Origin of the sequence: Enterococcus sp. MSG3299 (genome assembly GCF_050555765.1) — a bacterium.
In the GTDB taxonomy this organism is placed as follows: Bacteria; Bacillota; Bacilli; order Lactobacillales; family Enterococcaceae; genus Enterococcus; species Enterococcus faecalis.
This window is the reverse complement of sequence record NZ_CP187869.1, coordinates 694,852-715,318: the sequence shown is the minus strand read 5'-3', so window position 1 is coordinate 715,318 and position 20,467 is coordinate 694,852. Positions and strand designations below refer to the sequence as shown.

Here is a 20,467-nt window from a genome sequence, read left to right as displayed (position 1 = left end):
ATTTACGCTTTCATATACCCTAAAAGAATACCACCTAGAATAACAAAAATGCAACCAAAAATAACATAAAACATTTCTTTTTTTGATTTTCTTTCCCCTAAAAGGAAGATGCCCCCAAGAGTCGAAATAATAATCCCCATTTGTGATAAAGAGAAGCTAATAGCTAAGCCAATTTCACGCATGGTTAATAACATACAAATATTTCCTAAGCCCCAAAGCAGACCCGTCGTCATATTCATCCAAACAAAACGATCAACCTTGACTTTTTTGAAGGCAAAGAAACTAGCCCCCACTAACATACCAATACTTTGTGGCAAAATAATTCCCCACGGATCTAAACCAGTGGCATTAATAATGATGGTATAGACACCATACCCAACTGTTGAGAAAATCAACGCCCGAATCCCTTTATTAAAATCTAACATACTGTTTGAGGTTTTCGGTTGACTATCATCATCTTGTCGAGCTGTTAAATACACCCCAAAAACTAAAAAGGCTAAAGCGATAAAGCCCACAACAAAGTCTTTTGTTTTTGTCCATTCATGGAAAAAAACAGCCCCTGCAACGGTATTAACAACTAACTGCATCCCAGTTGAAATTGGTAAGCCAACTGAAACGCCCATATATTTCATGCTATGAAATTGTTGATTCTGTCCCAAACTCCAGAATAAACCAGATATAAATCCAACAATTAATGTGGCTGTCGTCAACGTAGGCTGGATGACAAAAAAGACAACAATTGAAAATAGTAATGCGCCGATTGTCATACCTAACGTTTGTTGATTGGCGCTTCCACCAATTTTACCGCTGACTAAACCAATACTGCCCCACGCAATCATGGGCACTAAAGCGATAAGTAAACTCATAATATTCTCCTAACAAATTTATTTCATTTCATTCTAACAATAAAAACGTTTTCTAAACAACTAAGAAGAGTAAGAGAAGTTAGCAAGAAAGTTTTAATAAATAAAAAAAGGCCTATCACCTCTTTAGTTTGCTGATAGACCTACTTTTTATTTCACTTCATTATAATAACTGAGGGAAGGGAAAAACAATGTCATCGTCGTACCTTGCCCTTCTGTCGATTCGACTGTTAAATCATGACCTAACTTTTTCGCTAAGCTATGGGCCAAATACAGGCCAAGACCAGTCGAATGCTGTTCACTTTTCCGCCCGTTTTCACCAGTAAATCCTTTATCGAAAATGCGTCGTTGATCTTGCATCGGAATGCCAATCCCAGAATCTTTTAAAGATAAATAAATACCTTGTTTATTTTTGGAAATTAGAACCGTAATCGTGCCGCCTTCTGGCGTATACTTGACTGCATTACTTAATAATTGGCGGAAAATAAAAATGACCCATTTTCGGTCGGTTAAAACCGCTTCATCTTCTCCTTCAATTGAGAATTGCAATCTTTTTTGGATAAAATAATTTGCTTGCGTACGAACAACAGATTGCACAATTTCTTTTAAAGAATATTCTTGAAGTAAATAATCTCGAGAAAAGCTGTCCAATCTAGCATAATATAGGACTTGCTCGACATATTCATCAATTTTACCTAACTCATTTTCCAATAGATAATATTTTTTCTCTGGAATATCATCTTCGACAGATTGTACCAGTAACGTGATAGCCGCTAGGGGGACTTTGATTTCATGAACCCAAGAGTCAATGTAATCTTTTTGGTCCTGTTGGTTGTTAATTGCTTGCTGCATGGTTTGTTGGTGCTCTTGCAATAAACCGTTAATATACGTTTGGACAAGTAGTTCTTCTTCTTTTTCTGCTGTATTCAAATATTCTTGTAAAGAAGGCGGCTCTTTTTCCGTTGCCAACGAAAGCCACCACTTACGTTTTAAATAATAATCAATTGTTAAAAATAGCGATAAAAAAACACTTTGCAGTAAAAAGATATAGCCAACCACTGTCCAATCTAAGCGGACATTAGGAGCCAACCATAAAATAAAACAAGTTAAGAACAGAAAAAATAACCAACCAATTAGTAATAACCAGCGATCTTTTAAATACTTTAGAATGGTCATTGTCTACTCCTATCTAGGGCACCATATAACCGACGCCCACTTTGGTTTCAATATAGCCAGCAATCCCTGCTTGCTCAATTTTTTTTCGTAAACGATTGATATTTACCGTCAACGTATTGTCATCCACAAAACGTTCATCGTCCCATAAAGCGCGCAATAGTTTTTCACGTGTTAAAATTTTTCCGTGCTTTTTCATTAAAAGATACAGTAATCGGTATTCATTTTTACTTAAATCGATCATTTCGCCTTTGATTTCCATTCGTCCATTGTCCACATTTAAAGTAATGCCATTATGTGAAAGCACTTCACTATCCGTATCGGAATAGTTATAAGAGCGGCGCAACAAAGCATTGATTTTAGCAATTAAAACATCTATCTGGAACGGTTTTGTAACAAAATCATCCGCGCCCATGTTCATCGCCATAATCATATCCATATTGGTACTACGACTCGAAATAAAAATAATTGGTACTTTAGAAACTTCACGAATTTTTTGACACCAATAGTACCCATCGTAAACAGGTAAATTAATATCCATCAAGACTAATTGGGGATTCTCCTCTTGAAAATCATCCAATACATCATTAAAATCGGTTGTTCCAATCGTTTCAAATTGCCATTTTTGTAATTCCTCGCTAATTAATTCTCGAATGGTTGTTTCATCTTCGACAATCATGATTTTAGCCATGCAATCCCACCTCTTTTATTTCTAAATTTTCATCTTTCTTATCCTAACAAACTTCATTCTTTTTGGATATAGGACTTTATGATGATTTTTACACTATTTCAAAAATAGGCGCTAATAATTCCCATTCTGATAACATGATGAATTTACCAACAAAAGCAAAAATACCATCTAATAATAACACAGACATATTAATTCCTAATACAATAGAAGCTTTTTCGACAATTGGCATGGACTTTTTATTTTTCAAAATAAGATATAAAACAAAGTTCGTTCCATAAGTAAAAACTGTTAACAACACAATTAACTCAATCATTTTACCACTTCCTATTTTGGACTTTTCATTTTTCCTTCAATAATTTACTACTCTTAATTATAGCATAATCTTATAAAAAAATCGGCAGAGTCCTAACCATTAAGTAAACAACAAAATAGAAGTAGCCTCTTTGGAACTCGCAAGAATCGAGCCTTTTTTAAGAGTTGAAGGTCTTGATCCTTAAAAGACAAGTCCTTCAACTCTAGTATGTTCCATGTATTGGAATTGATACCAACGTAACGAAGTGTAGTCGATCAGACAACCTCAGTTTTTCTAATGATTATATTTGTCATACACTTCTTTTAACTGGTTTAAATCTATTTTTTTCATTTGGTACAATTTTTTGGTCACTTCATTTGCTCTAGCTGGATTTGAGTCAGATAAATAACGTTTCAGTTCAGGATTGCCTGTTTGCCAACTGACCCCAAATTGATCTTCCATCCAGCCACACGGCCATTCTTTCCCTTTAGCAGTCACTTGTTGCCATAGCCGATCTATTTCCTCCTGATTTTCACAATCAATATAAATGGAGAAGGCCATGGTAAAATCAAAATCATGTTTATCTCGTGCATCCATTACTCGAAACGGTTGCTCCTGTAATGTGAAAAGTGCTTGCGCAATGTTCCCATCTTCATATTCAACTTTTTCAATTATTTCGCCTGGACCGAAAATCGCCAACCATTCTGATAGAGCTTTGGCTGCTTCGCCATATTTTTCATTAGCAAACATAAAGGTTGGTACAATTGTTTGTTCTTTTCCTGAAAAAGACACTTGCCAAGAGACACCAAATTTGTCCACTACCCAACCATATAAAGGACTAAAAGTATATTCCCCAAAAGGCATCAAAATCTGTCCGTCTGCTGTTAAATTTTTCCACAACGTTTCTGTTTGTGATAATGTTTTACATTCAACAAAAAATGAACTAGCTGGCGTAAAGGAAAATTCTGGTCCGCCATTTAAACCAATGATTGTTTGGTTCGCCAAGGTAAATTCAATGGTCATTAATGATGTTCCTTGAGGTTGATGCTCCTCATTAACGTAGTTCGTTTTACTTAGAATCGCACCTTTTTCAAAGATTGTTGTATAGAAGTTAGCAGCTTCTTCCGCTTGTGTGTCAAACCATAAACAAGGTGAAAATTTAGGCATTGTGGTTCCCTCCTTCGTTTTCTTTAGTGTAGTCAAAGATTGATAAATAAACAAAGAGAACGTTTTAGTATTTATTCATTTCCGTCTGATAGAATCGATAAATTGCTTGTTTTACTTCTTGAAGCAAGGAGGATTTTAAATGTCCCCGTGTCAAAAAATAAAAGGAACGCCAGTACTTTTCACCTAACGTTTGGAAGGGGATTTTTTCAGTAATCGCCTTTCTTGAAAGCAACGATTGCCCCATGCCCAATTCCAACATTTTAACAATCATTTCATTGTTTTTAACCGTCATGAGTGTTGGGCTTTGATTACTTTCTTCTAAATACTGTTGGGTATAATGAAAGACCCCAGAATCCTTTTCACGTACCAACCAATTCTGATTGGCAGGGTCCCCAGCTAAAACCAATTGATCCTGAATAATTTCTTCACGAGAGGCGCCTTTCGTAATTAATGGTTTTTCGATAAAGCCAAAATCAACTTGATGTTTCTCAACTTTTTCCACTACTTCTTCTGAATTGTTCATTTCTAAAACAAAATTGATCGTTGCATACTGTGTCTGTAAATGCTGCATCAGTTGCGGCAAATAATAAACTGCAAAAGTATTAGACGCAGCAATTCGGCAAGTTTCTTTAGGTAATCTCGCCTGATGAAGAGCTGTTAATGTTTCTTGCCAATCATCAGCTAAATTTAGCAAACGATTATACAAGACTTCCGCTTGCCTAGTAGGGACTACATCTTGTCGACCATTTCTTAAAAACAATGAACAGCCTAATTCTTCTTCTAATTGTTTGATTTGATTAGAAACGGCTGGTTGTGAGATATATAGGCAGGTAGCTGCTTTGGAAAAGTTCATTTGCTCATACACAATTTGAAAAGTCTTTAATAATTTAAACATAGGTATCCTTTCGATAACTTTCTATTATAAATATTATTTTAACTATTTATTTCTCAAATGTAAAAAATTTCGTTATACTGGAAGTAATGAACAAGAAAGAGAGATTTTTTCAATGAAAAATTCAGAAAATGATTATATCCAATCTTTATTCCAAATTCTTCCCGGCTTGCTAACAGCTTTCCTTGTCGCCTGCCTTAGCAAGTTTCTTGCCATCTGGTTACCTAGCTTAGGCGCCGCAACGATAGCTATTTTACTAGGAATCTTTTTGGGAAATACCTTTGTTCGCGGTGCCAATTTAAATCGCGGAACCAAAGTAGCCGAAAGTAAATTACTAGAATTTTCTGTTGTTTTATTGGGAACCACCGTGACCTTTCAAACGATTGCCCAAATTGGCTTACAAGGTGTCGCATTTATTCTCATTCAAATGTCGCTGACCATTATTTTTGCCTATTTGATCGGTAAAAAACTGGCTTTTTCTGATAATATGTCTTTATTGATGGCTGGTGGTAATGCCGTTTGTGGGTCTTCTGCCATTGCTTCGATTGCTCCAGCAATTCAAGCAGATGAGGAAGAAAAAGGCCAAATCATTACTTTAGTAAACTTATTAGGTACCGTTTTAATGTTGACCTTACCCATTTTAAGTGGGATTCTCTATGGTACCAATTTGTTGGCTCGTAGCGCACTAATCGGAGGGACTTTACAATCAGTTGGTCAGGTTGTCGCCAGTGCCAATATGGTCAATGAGAACGCAGTTCAACTTGCGATGCTCTTTAAAATTATGCGAATTGTCCTACTCGTAGCAGTTGTCTATTTATTTGGACGTTTCAAGCAAAGTAAGACGGTAGAATCTGAGGCTGAGTTGGTAGAAGTCACCAAAAAAAGTAGCGCCCTACCTTGGTATGTAGTTGGCTTTTTCATTGCCTGTGTCTTTAATAGTTTGATTCATTTCCCCGTCGTGATCAGTGAGACTGCTCATTTCTTTAGTTCTTGGTTTGAAATTACTGCCTTGGCAGCAATCGGGTTACGACTCGATTTTAAAAAGTTTTTCCAAGAAGGCAAACGTTTCTTAATCTATGGTTTATCAGTAGGAACTGTTCAAGTCGTCCTAGCCATTTTGTTGTTGGCACTGCTACAGTTCTAATAAAAAAGTTTGACGTTAACACGTCAAACTTTTTTATTTCAGCTTATTCATGCTATTATGAATAAGGTTTTATTAACTTAAAGGAGTTTTTCGATGTTATTTAGTTTTAAAAAAAACGAATGGTTAGGCAATGAACGAAATGATCTATTTGCCGGTCTCGTTTCTTCTGTCGCCATTTTACCAGAAGTAATCGGGTTTGCGATTATTGCTGGTGTTCACCCGCTTTCTGCAGTGTTTGCTTCAGCAGTTACTTTACTTGTGATTACTTTTACGGGCGGCCGTCCGGCAATGGTCTCGGCGTCTGCTGGTTCAATGGCCTTAGTCCTTGCAGGCTTAATTCAAGCACACGGTTTGTCATACATGCTTGCTGCGACTATTTTAACAGGCTTTCTACAATTTATTTTAGGTTATTTAGGTATCCATAAATTAATGCGCTTTATTCCCAAGACAGTGATGTACGGATTCGTCAATGCGTTAGCCATTTTAATTTTCATGGCGCAAGTACAACAATTGCCCCATCAAACACTGTGGTCCTACGGTATGATTATCTGTAGTATCTTACTTATTTATCTATTACCTAAGTTTATTACAATTGTGCCTCCTGCTTTAATTGTTATTTTATTCATGACTATCCTTTCCTATTTTTTAAAAGGTCATTTGCAAACGGTAGGTGATCTTGGTGAAATGAGTCAGTTTCATCCAGCGATCCGTTGGCCTAATGTACCCGTCAACTTAGAAACGTTGTGGATTATTTTACCTAGCTCTGTTGCCTTAGCAATGGTCGGGTTAATTGAATCTTTATTGACGATCCCCATTGTGGACAAAATGACAGCGAGCCAAAGTGATAGCCAACGAGAAGTTAAGGCGCAAGGATTCGCTAATATAATTACCGGCTTTTTTGGTGGCCAAGCTGGCTGTGCGATGATCGGGCAAGCGGTCATTAATGTTAAATCTGGAGGACGAAAACGGCTTTCTACTTTGATTTCAGGTATTACCCTCCTTCTATTCATTTTTGTTTTTAAATCCGTGATGGTAGTCATTCCTACAGCTGCATTGATTGGGATTATGATGACAGTGGCAGTCGACACCTTTGATTGGGAAAGTTTGCAGCTTTTCCGAACTTTTGAAATTACTGAAATTGTTATTTTACTCGTGACAGTGAGTGTGATCGTCTACACGCATAATTTAGCGATTGGAATTATTCTAGGTGTTCTTTTAAGTGGTCTTCTTTATCATTTTTTCAAAAAAGAACCAAAAAAAAGTTGCTAGCTTTAGCAACTTTTTTTATTTTTCCCAATATTTCTTCAACGCTTCTTTTTCTATTTTCTTAATAAACGCATCTTTGCCATCCATATATTTATCAATGCTATCGGGGTGTGCTTGGGCCAATTGCTTTTTTAATGTACCATAGGTTGTAGCAATTGCCGGATTTTCTCGTAAATAATTTCGAAAAGCAAGATGGCGCAAAATTTCTTGCGTATTGTTAAACTGATAAATATGCACATGATGTGTTCTTTTTATCGGGCCTTTTCGTAAATAACGACGTCCTGATAGTCCAAATTCCCCCATATATTCATAACCGATTCTTTCAAATTCCCCTTGTAACAGGTCTACTTTTTCAATTTCTTCAACAATGACCAAAAAATCAATAATTGGTTTGGCTGCTAAATTAGGCACAGATGTGCTACCGATATGTTCAACTTTAAGACAATTTTCCTTTAGAATCTGTTTCAACGCTTGGGCTTCTTCTTCAAACTGTTCCACCCAGGCTGGTTGGTATTCAGTAACGATTACCCGCATGAATTCTTCCCTCTTTTCTATATCCGTTTCATATGTAAAATAGGAAACGGATTTCCTTGAGGATCTTCCTTTGATTCACCAATTACTTGAAACCCTTGAGATTGATAGAACTTCACAGCCCCTTCATTTTGTTTATTGGCATCAACAAAGACAATTGATTCTTGCTCTATTAATTTTTTGATAATTTCTCCACCATAGCCTTTACGAAAATGGACTGGGTCAATAAATAACATTTCCAATGTTTGTTGGTTTGTTCCACTAAAGCCCACGCATTTCTGTTCTTCATTTAACCACATACTTAATTGAACTTGTTGAAAATAATCAGGTAAAACTACTTCGATTTTATCAATATCTACCTGACTCAAAAACAAATGGGTAGCTTCTACTGAAGAACGCCATAGAGAAATTAATTGAGGATAATCGGTTTTTTTTACTTCTTTTTGGTTCAGCATTTTTAATTCCTCCCTATCTAATAAACAAAGTATACCACATTTTGTCTCTCTCAATTCCATAAAAAATAGTCAAATCAACCGTGTTTTTTCTGTCGATTTGACTGTCTCTCTCTATTAACTCTGATGGCTAAACGAGTAAACTAATCAAAGCCACGATAGCTAAACCGCCTTGTGTTAAAATAATTTTTTTATCACTACTTAAGCTACCGTACGCCGCCACTAAAATAATATAAATCAATAAAAATTTTGTCATCTCCATCGTTGCTTGCGCAAAATAGACACTATAAATAAGTCCTGCACCGATTAGTCCATTATAGATTCCTTGATTTTTAAACAATGTAGTCACTGATTTTCTTTGTAACTCTTGCTTATCCATTTTAAAAACACGGCTTGTTGTCTCAGATGTTGGTACAATCGTTTCTAAATACATAATGTAGAAAAATTCTACAGCCACCAAGGTTACTAAAATTGTTGAAATTAATGTCATCTGCTCCCTCCTCCCATTCCTTTGAACGAAGTAATTTTATGTAATTTTTGCTATGATGTAAATAGATATGCCTAGCCTTAACGAAAGGAAGAAACCTATGACTTTTCAAGAAACTATTAGCGCCTATATCCAAGAACGTTATCAGATAACGCCCGATTTCCCTTTTGAAAAACACCCAGACTATCTCGTCTTTCGTCATCCTAGAAATGCAAAATGGTTTGCTTTAATTATGCCACTGGATGCACAACTGCTCGGCGCTACCGAGAATAAGCAGCTCACTATTTTAACCGTTAAACTTGCGCCTGAATTGATTGCCTTATTAAAGAACCAACCTGGCTATTTTCCTGCCTATCATATGAATAAAGAGCATTGGTTAAGTCTTTCTGAAGAAATTCCGCTCTCACAAATTTTTTCATTTATAGATGAAAGTTACCAACGGAGTTATTAAAAAAAACACCCTACTCAAGGAGTAGGGTGTGAAAGATTGTTTAAGCTTATTTGCTTAAAGCGTCTTTTGCTTGTTCAGCTAACGCTGTAAATGCTGCTGCATCGTTAACGGCTAAGTCAGCTAACATTTTGCGGTTGATATCAATCTCTGCCAATTTCAAACCGTGCATTAATTTAGAATAGCTTAAGCCATTCATGCGAGCTGCCGCGTTGATACGTGCAATCCATAATTTACGGAAGTCACGTTTCTTTTGACGACGGTCTCTGAATGCATAGTAATAAGAGTTCATTACTTGTTCTTTTGCTGATTTAAATAAAGTATGTTTTGATCCGTAGTAGCCTTTCGCTAACTTAAGGACTTTTTTACGACGTTTACGGGTTACTGTTCCACCTTTAACACGTGCCATGTTGAATTCCTCCTAATATCTTGTTTCTCTTGACGGTAATCTAAAAGTCACCGAGTTGTTTTATTTCATTCTTGCTAATTGTTGGCGGATACGTTTGTAATCGCCTTTTGCAACCATGCTTGCTTTACGCAATTGACGGCGTTGTTTTTTAGTTTTACCGTGGAAACGGTGAGATGTAAAGGCACGGCCACGTTTTAAGCCGCCTCCACCAGTACGTTTTACACGTTTTGCTAATCCGCGGTGTGTTTTTTGTTTTGGCATGACTAATTTTCCTCCTCAAAATCTTTGCTTCAAGTGAAAGACTCTAACAGTCACAACTGTCGAATATCCTTCTTGTAGAAATTACCAAAAGTCCGAATGCTCGGTCTCTTCGTTTACTTGTCGTTTTTCGGTGCCAGCGTTAGAAACATGCTGCGTCCGTCCATTTTCGCTTTTTGTTCCACTGTGGCGATGTCCGCAGTTTCTTCAGCTAAGCGATCAAGAACTTTCTGACCAATCTCTTTATGGGTAATGGCACGGCCTTTGAAACGGATAGAAGCTTTCACTTTGTCTCCTTTTTCTAAGAACTTACGCGCATTACGAAGTTTTGTATTGAAGTCATTTACGTCAATTGTTGGACTTAAACGAACTTCTTTGACGTTGATCACTTTTTGTTTCTTGCGAGCTTCACGCTCTTTCTTTTGTTGTTCGAAACGGAATTTTCCATAATCCATAATTCGCGCAACTGGTGGTTTCGCTCCTGGCGCTACAAGTACTAAATCCAAGTTTGCAGATTCAGCGATTTGTAATGCTTCTGCTTTGGTTTTTACACCTAATTGTTCACCATCTTGTCCGATCAAACGTAACTCGCGTGCACGAATGCCGTCGTTAACCATCATATCCTTTGCTATGGTCATTCACCTCCAAAATTTTTAAGAGAAAATCCTAACGGAAGTCTGCTTTGTTTGCTAAATGCAATAAAAAAACAGGTTCCTATCCAGAACCCGCCAACAGTCTGCCTTACTTAAAAAAATAAGGAATACTTTATCTAGCCCAGCGATATACTCAACTAAGGCGAGAAGCGGGTGCTTCTGCTTTCATTTCTCAACTTCACTAGTTTACCTTAGTTTATCCTAGTTGTCAATATATTTCCTCAAAAAAAACGAATCTAGCACTAGATTCGTTTGAACTCGTATTTTGATTATTAATAATTAGTGGACTGTCCCAATGTGACTTCCTAGAAACAAATGGTTCAACACATGGTGTACATTTTCTATCCCCTAGGCGATCCCTGTAGTCCCTACAGTTCTTCTATTTATAAGGTTTCTCGTTTAGACAAGCCACGTTCTAAGATTTTTTGGCTTCTAAGATACTCTGAATTTTCTGTACTTTCAGAAAAAGACAACTCTGTTTCGATCTCCTCTGACTCAATACAAATGAGTTCTTTGCCATACCATTGTGCTTTATACAACAGTTTAGCTAAAAATAAAGACCAAGCCAGTTCAGAACGATCATGTTTTGGCGGCCGCTCATTACTGTGATGGGCTTTTTCAATACAAATAACATCGTAACTTGAAACCAATTCCGTTGTAATTTTGTTTAAAATATCCGTTCGTTGGTTGGCTATTTTTTCGCGAATTTTTGCGACTTTTATTTTTTGTTTTTGATAATTTTTTGCTTGCGAAAGATCGACACCTTTTTCTAAAGCAATCATTTTACGCTTGTTTAATTTTCGTTCTTCTTGACGTAGTTTTTGCTTTAAATGCTTTGAACAATAGCTTTTTTCGAAGCTTTCACCATTCGAAAGCAGCGCAAATTTTTCCCTACTGCTACAAATTCCCACCATTTTTTGTTGCTTTGTTTTCGTTTCAATCGGCGCTTCACACAAAATGGAAACATAATAATTGTGACTCGCACTCATAGAAATAGTTACAGATTTTATCTCCCCCAGCGGTTGGCGGTGTACCTTCATTTTAATTAAAGATTTCAATTTAGGTACTTTCAAATAACGATTATCCAAAATTTTGACCGTGCCATGTTGATTGTTCGTAGTGTAGGAATGCACGGTTTCTTTCTTTTTCTTTTTTGGAAAGCCCATCCCTTTTTCCCGATAAAAATTTTTAAAGGCTCGATCCAAATAAACTTGTGCATTTGCCAAGGCTAAACTATCAACTTCTCTGAGGACAGGGTAATGTTTCTTATATTTAGCTGGCGTTGGCATTTTAAACGTTTGTTGAGGATTTTTTCGCATCTCTTTGTAGATATCAATCCGGTCTTGTAACATTAAATTATACACCAAGCGAACACAAGAAAATGTTTTTTGAATAAACTCTTCTTGTTTTGAGGTTGGATAAAGTCTGTATTTATAAGCTTTCAGAGCCTTCATCTCATAACCACCCTACCAAGATAGTTAGAAAAGAAGCTGGTTATAAACCAGCTTTTCTTTTCTTCTCTTCAATTTTTTCACGGTACATTGCAACTTCGTCTTCAGCACAATAAACATAGTGTCCATTGAGAATTTCACGGAGCTCACGATCTTTCCCATCTGCCGCTGCAGGCTGGTAAACGATCCGTTTACGTGTGCGTTCATAGTCTGGATCTGGTAATGGAATCGCAGAAAGTAAACTTTCTGTATAAGGATGAACGCCGAAATTATAGACATCATCACTTGTGCCCATTTCCAATAATTTCCCACTGTGCATTACGCCAATTCGGTCACTAATATGTTTTACCATCGATAAGTCATGTGCGATAAACAAGTAAGTTAAGCCTTGTTCTTTTTGTAAATCTTGTAATAAGTTTACTACTTGGGCTTGAATCGACACATCCAAAGCCGAAATTGGCTCATCACAGATAATGAAACGTGGATTAACCGCTAAAGCACGAGCAATCCCGATCCGTTGACGTTGCCCACCAGAAAACTCATGAGGATAACGCGTACTGTGACTTGGATTTAATCCCACCGTTTTTAAAAGTTCATTGACTTTTTCTTCCCGCTCTTTTGGTGTTTTAGCTAATCCATTGACATCGATTCCTTCAGCAATAATATCATTGACTTTCATTCTTGGATTCAATGAAGCATATGGATCTTGGAAGATCATTTGAACATCGCGGCGGAATGCTTGCATGTCCGCTTTTGATTTAATTTTGCTAATGTCTTTTCCATCGAAAAGAATTTCACCAGCAGTTGGATCATATAAACGAATGACACTGCGACCAGTTGTTGATTTTCCACTTCCTGATTCGCCAACTAATCCAAAGGTTTCGCCTTCAAAAATATGAAAACTAATGTCATCAATGGCTTTTACTTCGTCTTTACGACCAACATTGAAATACTGTTTCAAACCAGTGACTTCTAATAGGACTTTTTTCTCTTCTGCCATTAATTACTACCTCCTGGATTTTTTTGACGCTCTGCATAAATTGCCCAACGACGAACAATCTCTGCTGGAGGCGTAACTTTTGGTGCTTGTGGTGCTAATAACCACGTTGCTGCTTTGTGTGTCGGTGATACTTCAAAATAAGGTGGTTCTTTTTCTGTATCAATTTTTAAAGCAAACTCATTCCGTGGATAGAAGGCATCTCCAGTTGGTGGATCTAATAAATCTGGAGGTGAACCTGGAATCGCATAAAGTTTGTCTTCTGTTCCTTCCATCGTTGGCATTGACCCTAAAAGTCCCCAAGTATATGGATGTTGTGGATTATAGAAAATTTCTTCTGCTGTTCCCACTTCAACCAGACGTCCACCGTACATGACAGCGACACGGTCAGCCACGTTCGCTACTACCCCTAAATCATGGGTAATGAAAATAATCGAAGTGCTAATTTTTTCTTGTAAGTCTTTTAATAACTCTAAAATTTGTGCTTGGATGGTTACATCCAACGCTGTAGTTGGTTCATCTGCAATTAGAACTTCTGGATAACAAATTAAAGCAATTGCAATGACAATCCGTTGACGTTGTCCACCAGAAAATTGGTGCGGATAGTTTTTCAAACGTTTTTCAGCATTAGGAATGCCGACTAATTTTAGTAATTCTAATGCTTGCGCTAAGCCTTCTTTTTTTGAGACTTTATTATGTTTGATTAATGATTCCGCCACTTGTTTGCCAATTGGCATCGTTGGGTCTAATGAAGTCATCGGATCTTGGAAAATCATTGCGATTTCTTTACCACGAATGGCTTGCATTTGTTTTTCTGTTTTATGAACAATATCTTGCCCTTTAAACAAAATTTCCCCGTTATCAATATTGGCATTACTGCTCAACAAACGCATAATACTGCGAGTTGTAACAGATTTACCACTCCCTGATTCACCTACGATGGCTAACGTTTCACCTTTATAAAGATCAAAACTCACACCACGAATGGCGTTGACTTTACCTGCAAACGTATCAAAGGAGATTCTTAAGTCTTTAACTTCTAATACTTTTTCCATAGTCATTCACCACTCTTACTCTTTCATCTTAGGATCAAATGCGTCACGTAAACCATCAGCTAACAAGTTGAAACAAATCATGATAACTGAAAGTGTTGCCGCTGGAATCCACATTAAATATGGAAGGAAACGGAAAGTTTTGTATCCTTCGTTTAACAAGGTTCCTAAAGATGCGGTTGGTGGACGTAAGCCTAACCCAATAAAACTTAGGAACGCTTCAAAGAAAATTGCCGATGGGATACTGAACATCATTTGGACAATAATGACACTTGAGATATTCGGTAAAATATGTTTAATAGCAATTTTCCAACGAGATTCGCCCAATGTTTCTGCTGCCATGACAAACTCTTGGTCTTTTAGTTTCATGGTCTGGGCTCGCACAATCCTGGCCATTGATATCCAGTTTGTAATAACCATGGCTAAAACAATCGAAACAATCCCTGGATCAAAGACTGTTAGCATCAAGATCATAACAACTAAGTTAGGAATACCAGAAAGAACTTCTAAAATACGTTGCATCACTGTATCGACACGACCGCCGACTAACCCGGAAATCAGTCCATACGTTACCCCAATCGTAATATCTAGAATCGCCGCGATAAACGCAATTAATAAGGAAATACGTGTTCCCATAAATAAACGACTTAGGACATCACGACCTAAACCATCTGTTCCTAGATAAAAGTTTACGTTATCTGGAACGTTTGCTTGTGCATATTTATCAACTAATTGACCAGCAACTGTTGTTTTACCATTTAAACCATTCACGCTTTCCAAGCCAGGAATTCGTGGTGGTAAGTTAATGTAAGAAACATTTTGTTTCGTTGGGTTATGTGGTGAAACCCAAATGGTAATAATAGAGATAAAGATAATAACTGCTAAGAAACTCATTGAGATAACTGCAGCTTTATTCTTTTTCAAACGACGCCATGAGTCTTGTAAGAAACTTAAAGACGGTGTGGCAATACGCTCTCTTTCTTTTAGAGTTGAAGTGTTTAGAGGCTGAAACTCATCTGCCGGAATATCTTTAATCGCTTGTGGTAGATTATTTTTATTGACTGTTTCCATTAGCCTTTTGCACCTCCTGATACGCGAATTCTTGGATCAATTAAACCATAAAGTAAGTCAACAATCAGAATTACAACAACTAACATTGTTGAATACAAAATAGTTACTGCCATAATTGTTGGATAGTCGTTTGTCATAATTGATTTTACAAACTGTTCCCCAATTCCAGGGATGGCAAAAATATTTTCTACTACTAAAGAACCTGTCATTAAACCAACGGCTAAAGGTCCTAATAAGGTAATCAATGGAATTAAACTGTTTCTTAACCCGTGGCGGAATGCAACTTGCCAGCGACTCAAGCCTTTTGCTTTGGCTAATTCGACATAATCACTATGCAAGACCTCTACCATCTCGGTTCGAATAAACCTAGCCGAATCGGCCATTGGACTCATTGCCAAGGCAATAGTTGGCAAGATTGTGTATGCAAAACCATTCCACATAGCAATTGGTAAGATTCTTAATTTCATTGCAAAAATGTATTGTAATAATACCGCGAAAACAAAGTTTGGAATAGAACGACCTAAAATGGCTAACAATGTTGCCAACGTATCTACCCAAGTATTTTGACGCATCGCTGCGATAATCCCCAATAAAATACCGACTAACGTACCAAAGATAATCGCTTGTCCTCCCAGTTGAAGGGACGGCCCAATTCGACCAGCTAATAACTTAGCAACAGGTTGGTTTTTAAATTGGAATGAAATACCAAAGTCTCCTGTTACCAGGTTCTTTAAGTAAATTCCGTATTGAACAATCACTGGTTTATCTAAGCCAGATTGTTTATTCAACATAGCGATTGTTTCTGGACTAAGTTTTTCTTGGTTGGTATAAGGCGTACCTGGTAATAATTGCATTAAGAAAAACGTAATCGTTGCGATTAACCACAAAGTGATAATCATGAAAAAGATCCGTTTAAGAAAATATTTTCCAAAACTATTCAATAATGACACCTCCGAGATTTTTTTGACTTCCTCAGTTATTTTCGTTAAAGTAATGACTAGATAGACCACAATAATAGATAGGGTGAACACATGAAAACTTTTAAATGGCCAATTATTACAGCCGTTATTTCCAGTATCGGCATTTTTCTTTACTTATTAATAAGTAAAGAACCTATCACTACCTCCTCATTATCAGATACCTTCTTTATCGTTTCGCTTTTCTTTTTAATTATCGGCATTGCTTTATGGATTATGTCCTCTGGCTTTTTCGATAACTTTCAGCGCTCAATGAAAAACGTGTTTCGTTTTAAAAAGAAAAATGAACCGAAAGAGTTTATCCCGCTTTCAGTCATTGGCGATGCACATCGCTCTTTCTGGCTAAAAACTGGGGGCATCTTACTGATTCTGTCTTTAGGCTTTCTACTATTTTACTTGGTCTAAGACAAGATAGCAAGAGGACCGTTGCCTTTTATTCCATGGCAAAGGTCCTTTTTTGTTTGCTATCGATCTTTTGTCAGGTTATTCTGAAATGTATGCCCATTTGTAGTCATACGTTGCGCCAGCAGGATGAACTGCGACATCTTTGACTTTTTCAGCACGTAAATGCGCTTCTGATTTTTGGAATAATGGTACCACACCCATGTCTCCCATAATCGTTTTCTCTGCATTTAACATATCATCCCAACGTTTTTCAGGATTTGTCGCATCTGCGCTACTTGCTGCTTTCACTAACTTGTCAAACTCTGGATTGTTATAACGTCCACGGTTATATGAGTTATCTGAAGCAAATAAGTCTAAGAAACTACTTGGATCAGCATAGTCAGCACTCCAACCACCGATTACTGCATCAAAGTCGCCTTTGTTTGAACGATCTAAACGAACAGAGAATGGAACCGGACTAACCGTTACCTTCACACCATCTAAAGCATCTTGAATTGACCCTTGAACAAATTCAACTGTTTTCTTAGAAGAATCTGCATCTGAAGAAAGAATATCCATTGTTAAGGTTGAAATCCCCAATTCTTTTTTCGCTTTTTCCCAGTATTCTTTAGCTTTTTTCGTATCATATTCAATTTGACTACCTGCTTCTTTAGCAAAGTCTTTGCCGCCACTTGGGTCTTTTGCCATATCTGCTGGTACTAAACCGTTTGGCTCGATAGAACCATCCCCTAAGATTGATTCAACTAACGCTTTACGGTCGATTGAGTAAGAAATTGCTTTACGTAAGTTTGCATTTCTAAATGGTGATTTTTCATCACGTTGATTTAGTTCCATATATTGTGTTGATGCTTCTTTTTGACTAACAAAAGCTGGGTCATTGGCCATTTGTTGGGCTAATTCACCAGAAAGAACGACATCGTCTGTTTGTCCATCTTGGAACAAGTTCAACGCGGTTGGTGATTCTTTCACGACATTCACATCTACTGAGTCCAGTTTCACTGTGTCTTTATCCCAATATTGATCGTTTTTCTTGAATGACCATTTTGTATCTGTACCAGGACCATCAAAGCCGTCTAAGACGAATGGACCATTGTAGACAGCACTTTCGCTGTTTGATGCATAATTTTTACCATATTTTTCCACAATATCTTGACGTTGTGGGAAGAACGATGGGAAAGCTAATAAGTAATCAAAGTATGGTGTTGCTTTTTCTAAAGTGATTTCTAATTCTGTATCACTGACTGCTTTAATTCCTAATTCTGATTTATCTTTTTCCCCTTTAGCAATGGCATCACCATTTTTTACAGAGGCATACAGATAAGCATATTCAGAAGCTGTCGCTGGATCAACTGTTCGTTGCCATCCGTAAACATAGTCATTAGCAGTCACTGGTTTACCGTCTGACCATTTTGCATCTTTATTTAATTTAATTTTGTATGTTAGTCCATCTTCAGAAACTTCTGCTTTTTCCGCTGCACCTGCAGGTTGGACTTTGTTATCTTTGTCTAAACGATAAATTCCTTCATATACATTATTTAATGCAATAAAACTAATTCTGTCTGTTGCTAGTGATAAATCAGCTGTTGGCATTTCTTGTTGTTCTGTGACACGTAAAACTTGTTCGCCACTTGCCTTACCGCCACCAGACGCGCTTGAGCTATCTGACGTTCCGCCGCCTCCACAAGCCGCTAAAGTTGTTACGCTAAATAATGTAATCACACCGAATGTTAATGACTTTTTCAATTTCATAGTGTTGCCTCCTAAAATAATACAATCTGTATTTTCTGAAAAATCAGAATTTAATAATTATTTATTGCTATGGAATATATCTTACATTTTTCATATTAAAATTGCAAGTCAAAATGTTAACTTTTTTTAATTTTTCTTCTCTTCCTATCAGAAACCACTCTTTTTCTTCCTGTCTTTTATTGCAATTCTTTTGTCAGTTTTCTAAACATTATGGTAAATTAGGAAGTAAAGGAGTGACAAAATATGAAAAATTCTACGTTTTTAAAGGATTTGTTTGCTATTGATAAAGCAAATGACGAATTATTTCGGTTAGTTGGTGTCGCAATTTGTATGGCAATTCCATTATTAATTGGTTATTTTTCCAATAATTTACTCATTGGGACCTTTGGCTCGATGGGCATTTATACGTTTATTTATTATCAGCCGCTTCCTTTGCCCCAATTATTGCGCAGACTGAATATTGTTGGCTTTTTTATTGTTCTGGGCAACAGCTTAGGAATGCTAAGTCACCATGTACCTTGGTTGATTCCCATTACAATTGCCATCGTCGCTTTTCTTGCACGCTTACTTTTTAGATTGTATGGCATTGAGAAGCCTGGTGCTTTGTTAGTTATCATGTCAACCGCAATGGGAACAAGCAACAATTTTCCTTTACATAAGATTCCTATCATGGCCAGTTTTGTTCTTTTAGGAGTAGTGACCGGCATTATCATGGGCATTGTGCTTCATTTCATCGACAAGCGCCCCTACGTTTTTCAAAAACGGATGTCTCTTCAAGAACGACTTTATATCGATCCCGCTTCTTTATTAGATGCTTTGCATTATGCGGCCATTTTATTTTTAGCGGCTTATTTAAGTCAATCGCTTCATTTAGTCAACGCCTATTGGATGACGTTTACTTGCGCAGCCATTTTACAAGGGGAAAATTTACATTCTGTGATGCAGCGAAATGTGCAACGGATTCTAGGTACGAGTCTTGGTTTGTTGCTTTCTGCAATTTTATTAATGATTCCCTTTACACCTTTACAAACAATCGGTATCATTAGTATTCTATATGCAGCTTTTGAAGGATTCATTAACAGAAACTATGCGATTGCCAGCTTTTTTATTACCCCGATGTCCTTATTATTATCAAATCTTGCACGACAGCAAGTCATTAGCAATCTTTTAAACTATCGATTAGTCGGGATTGTGTTAGGTAGTTTACTTGGTTTTGCTGGCGCTTATGTTTTCACAACTGCGCTACGTTTCTATAATCGGGCCTACTCAATTGATGAAACCTTTGAAAATCAACAAGAAGAAAGAGGCGTTTTATGAAAATAACTTATCCCTTGCCACCAAATCTACCAGAACAACTTCCTCTATTAACGAACTGTCAATTAGAAGATGAGGCAATCTTAGAAAATCATTTGTATCAGCAGATTGATTTACCGAATCAAGAAGTTCGTAACTTAGTCTTTCGGGATGCTGTTTTCGATCATCTTTCATTAGCAAATGGCCAGTTTGCTTCTTTTGATTGTAGTAATGTGCGTTTTGAAGCTTGCGATTTTTCTAACATCGAATGGCTGTCTGGCAGTTTTCATCGAGTGACTTTCCTTCGTTGTAATTTGACAGGAACGAATTTTGCAGATAGCTATTTAAAAGATTGTCTATTTGAGGATTGCAAAGCCGATTATGCTTCTTTTCGTTTTGCAAATTTTAATCTTGTTCACTTTAATCAGACTCGTTTAGTCGAAAGTGAATTTTTCGAGGTCACCTGGAAGAAACTCCTTCTAGAAGCTTGCGATTTAACCGAAAGTAATTGGCTAAATACTTCTTTAAAAGGATTGGATTTTTCCCAAAACACCTTTGAACGCTTGACTTTCTCACCAAACTATTTATCAGGTCTTAAAGTCACCCCTGAACAAGCCATTTATTTAGCAAGTGCCCTTGGTTTGGTGATTACCTAAGAAAATTTTAAAAAAATAGCCGAATAACTGGTTCTGTCGGTTCTTTCTTATTAAATTGTTATTAATTTTTTGGAAAAACCAACGGAACCA

General features: G+C 36.9%; 24 protein-coding genes and 1 other annotated feature. Of the genes, 6 read left to right on the top strand and 18 right to left on the bottom strand.

Going from position 1 to position 20,467, the window contains the following annotated elements:
- Positions 1-2: 2 nt before the first annotated feature.
- The 6 genes from IGL23_RS03565 to IGL23_RS03540 all read right to left on the bottom strand — a co-directional run bounded on the left by IGL23_RS03565 (position 3) and on the right by IGL23_RS03540 (position 5,081).
- Positions 3-866 (bottom strand): GRP family sugar transporter, encoded by an 864-nt coding sequence (locus IGL23_RS03565; RefSeq protein WP_002355811.1) that lies wholly within the window; start codon positions 864-866, stop codon positions 3-5.
- 147 nt (positions 867-1,013) lie between these two features.
- Entirely contained in the window at positions 1,014-2,039 is a 1,026-nt protein-coding gene (sapS, locus tag IGL23_RS03560) for a two-component system sensor histidine kinase SapS (protein WP_002358842.1), read from the bottom strand.
- A 13-nt stretch (positions 2,040-2,052) separates the two neighbouring features.
- Positions 2,053-2,727, bottom strand: coding sequence for a two-component system response regulator SapR (gene sapR, locus IGL23_RS03555; protein ID WP_002355809.1), 675 nt, complete (start codon positions 2,725-2,727; stop codon positions 2,053-2,055).
- 88 nt (positions 2,728-2,815) lie between these two features.
- Positions 2,816-3,040, bottom strand: a complete 225-nt coding sequence (locus tag IGL23_RS03550; RefSeq protein WP_002355808.1) for a hypothetical protein — start codon at positions 3,038-3,040, stop codon at positions 2,816-2,818.
- Positions 3,041-3,313: 273 nt separating this feature from the next.
- Positions 3,314-4,186: a VOC family protein gene (locus tag IGL23_RS03545; protein ID WP_033595148.1), complete on the bottom strand. Its 873-nt coding sequence runs from the start codon at positions 4,184-4,186 to the stop codon at positions 3,314-3,316.
- 64 nt (positions 4,187-4,250) lie between these two features.
- Positions 4,251-5,081, bottom strand: a complete 831-nt coding sequence (locus tag IGL23_RS03540; RefSeq protein ID WP_002358839.1) for a LysR family transcriptional regulator — start codon at positions 5,079-5,081, stop codon at positions 4,251-4,253.
- Between the two features lie 112 nt (positions 5,082-5,193).
- On the opposite strand from IGL23_RS03540, the gene IGL23_RS03535 reads away from it, so the two are divergent.
- Together IGL23_RS03535 and IGL23_RS03530 are read left to right on the top strand one after the other, a co-directional pair.
- Positions 5,194-6,222, top strand: a complete 1,029-nt coding sequence (locus IGL23_RS03535; RefSeq protein ID WP_033595146.1) for a YeiH family protein — start codon at positions 5,194-5,196, stop codon at positions 6,220-6,222.
- A 93-nt stretch (positions 6,223-6,315) separates the two neighbouring features.
- Positions 6,316-7,491 carry a SulP family inorganic anion transporter gene (locus tag IGL23_RS03530; protein WP_033595144.1) on the top strand — a complete coding sequence of 392 codons (1,176 nt, stop codon included), beginning with the start codon at positions 6,316-6,318 and terminating at the stop codon, positions 7,489-7,491.
- A gap of 15 nt (positions 7,492-7,506) precedes the next feature.
- Here IGL23_RS03530 and IGL23_RS03525 read toward each other — a convergent pair whose 3' ends face one another.
- The 3 genes from IGL23_RS03525 to IGL23_RS03515 form a co-directional block, all read right to left on the bottom strand.
- Positions 7,507-8,022: a GrpB family protein gene (locus tag IGL23_RS03525; protein ID WP_010822615.1), complete on the bottom strand. Its 516-nt coding sequence runs from the start codon at positions 8,020-8,022 to the stop codon at positions 7,507-7,509.
- A gap of 17 nt (positions 8,023-8,039) precedes the next feature.
- A complete protein-coding gene (locus IGL23_RS03520) occupies positions 8,040-8,534 on the bottom strand; it encodes a GNAT family N-acetyltransferase (protein WP_050443329.1) in 495 nt (164 codons plus the stop codon).
- A 67-nt stretch (positions 8,535-8,601) separates the two neighbouring features.
- A complete protein-coding gene (locus IGL23_RS03515; RefSeq protein WP_002355801.1) occupies positions 8,602-8,961 on the bottom strand; it encodes a DUF1304 domain-containing protein in 360 nt (119 codons plus the stop codon).
- A 67-nt stretch (positions 8,962-9,028) separates the two neighbouring features.
- Here IGL23_RS03515 and IGL23_RS03510 point away from each other — a divergent pair, with 67 nt between their 5' ends.
- Complete coding sequence (locus IGL23_RS03510; RefSeq protein WP_002397944.1) at positions 9,029-9,409, top strand: MmcQ/YjbR family DNA-binding protein; 381 nt, start codon at positions 9,029-9,031, stop codon at positions 9,407-9,409.
- A gap of 46 nt (positions 9,410-9,455) precedes the next feature.
- On the opposite strand, the gene rplT is transcribed toward IGL23_RS03510, so the two are convergent.
- The 8 genes from rplT to opp1B form a co-directional block, all read right to left on the bottom strand.
- Positions 9,456-9,815, bottom strand: a complete 360-nt coding sequence (rplT, locus tag IGL23_RS03505; protein ID WP_002355799.1) for a 50S ribosomal protein L20 — start codon at positions 9,813-9,815, stop codon at positions 9,456-9,458.
- A gap of 60 nt (positions 9,816-9,875) precedes the next feature.
- Positions 9,876-10,076, bottom strand: coding sequence for a 50S ribosomal protein L35 (rpmI, locus tag IGL23_RS03500; protein WP_002355798.1), 201 nt, complete (start codon positions 10,074-10,076; stop codon positions 9,876-9,878).
- Positions 10,077-10,189: 113 nt separating this feature from the next.
- Positions 10,190-10,711, bottom strand: coding sequence for a translation initiation factor IF-3 (gene infC / locus IGL23_RS03495; RefSeq protein ID WP_002355797.1), 522 nt, complete (start codon positions 10,709-10,711; stop codon positions 10,190-10,192).
- A gap of 54 nt (positions 10,712-10,765) precedes the next feature.
- Positions 10,766-10,897: a sequence feature (ribosomal protein L20 leader region), on the bottom strand.
- Positions 10,898-11,109: 212 nt separating this feature from the next.
- Entirely contained in the window at positions 11,110-12,180 is a 1,071-nt protein-coding gene (locus tag IGL23_RS03490) for an RNA-guided endonuclease TnpB family protein (RefSeq protein WP_033595140.1), read from the bottom strand.
- A gap of 40 nt (positions 12,181-12,220) precedes the next feature.
- Positions 12,221-13,177: an oligopeptide ABC transporter ATP-binding protein Opp1F gene (opp1F, locus tag IGL23_RS03485; protein ID WP_002361357.1), complete on the bottom strand. Its 957-nt coding sequence runs from the start codon at positions 13,175-13,177 to the stop codon at positions 12,221-12,223.
- Positions 13,177-14,235 carry an oligopeptide ABC transporter ATP-binding protein Opp1D gene (gene opp1D / locus IGL23_RS03480; RefSeq protein WP_002355794.1) on the bottom strand — a complete coding sequence of 353 codons (1,059 nt, stop codon included), beginning with the start codon at positions 14,233-14,235 and terminating at the stop codon, positions 13,177-13,179. Before opp1D ends, opp1F begins: the two co-directional genes overlap by 1 nt.
- Before the next feature lie 9 nt (positions 14,236-14,244).
- Entirely contained in the window at positions 14,245-15,297 is a 1,053-nt protein-coding gene (opp1C, locus tag IGL23_RS03475) for an oligopeptide ABC transporter permease Opp1C (protein ID WP_002355787.1), read from the bottom strand.
- Positions 15,297-16,238 (bottom strand): oligopeptide ABC transporter permease Opp1B, encoded by a 942-nt coding sequence (opp1B, locus tag IGL23_RS03470; RefSeq protein WP_002381304.1) that lies wholly within the window; start codon positions 16,236-16,238, stop codon positions 15,297-15,299. The genes opp1C and opp1B overlap by 1 nt, the downstream gene beginning before the upstream one ends.
- Positions 16,239-16,328: 90 nt before the next feature.
- On the opposite strand from opp1B, the gene IGL23_RS03465 reads away from it, so the two are divergent.
- Positions 16,329-16,679: a DUF3899 domain-containing protein gene (locus tag IGL23_RS03465; protein WP_033595138.1), complete on the top strand. Its 351-nt coding sequence runs from the start codon at positions 16,329-16,331 to the stop codon at positions 16,677-16,679.
- Positions 16,680-16,757: 78 nt separating this feature from the next.
- Here the strand turns inward: IGL23_RS03465 and opp1A are convergent, their stop codons facing one another.
- A complete protein-coding gene (gene opp1A, locus IGL23_RS03460) occupies positions 16,758-18,428 on the bottom strand; it encodes an oligopeptide ABC transporter substrate-binding protein Opp1A (RefSeq protein ID WP_010816372.1) in 1,671 nt (556 codons plus the stop codon).
- 243 nt (positions 18,429-18,671) lie between these two features.
- Here opp1A and IGL23_RS03455 point away from each other — a divergent pair, with 243 nt between their 5' ends.
- Positions 18,672-19,745: an FUSC family protein gene (locus IGL23_RS03455; protein ID WP_002355782.1), complete on the top strand. Its 1,074-nt coding sequence runs from the start codon at positions 18,672-18,674 to the stop codon at positions 19,743-19,745.
- Positions 19,742-20,377 carry a pentapeptide repeat-containing protein gene (locus IGL23_RS03450; RefSeq protein ID WP_002397946.1) on the top strand — a complete coding sequence of 212 codons (636 nt, stop codon included), beginning with the start codon at positions 19,742-19,744 and terminating at the stop codon, positions 20,375-20,377. The genes IGL23_RS03455 and IGL23_RS03450 overlap by 4 nt, the downstream gene beginning before the upstream one ends.
- The last annotated feature ends 90 nt before the right edge of the window (positions 20,378-20,467 follow it).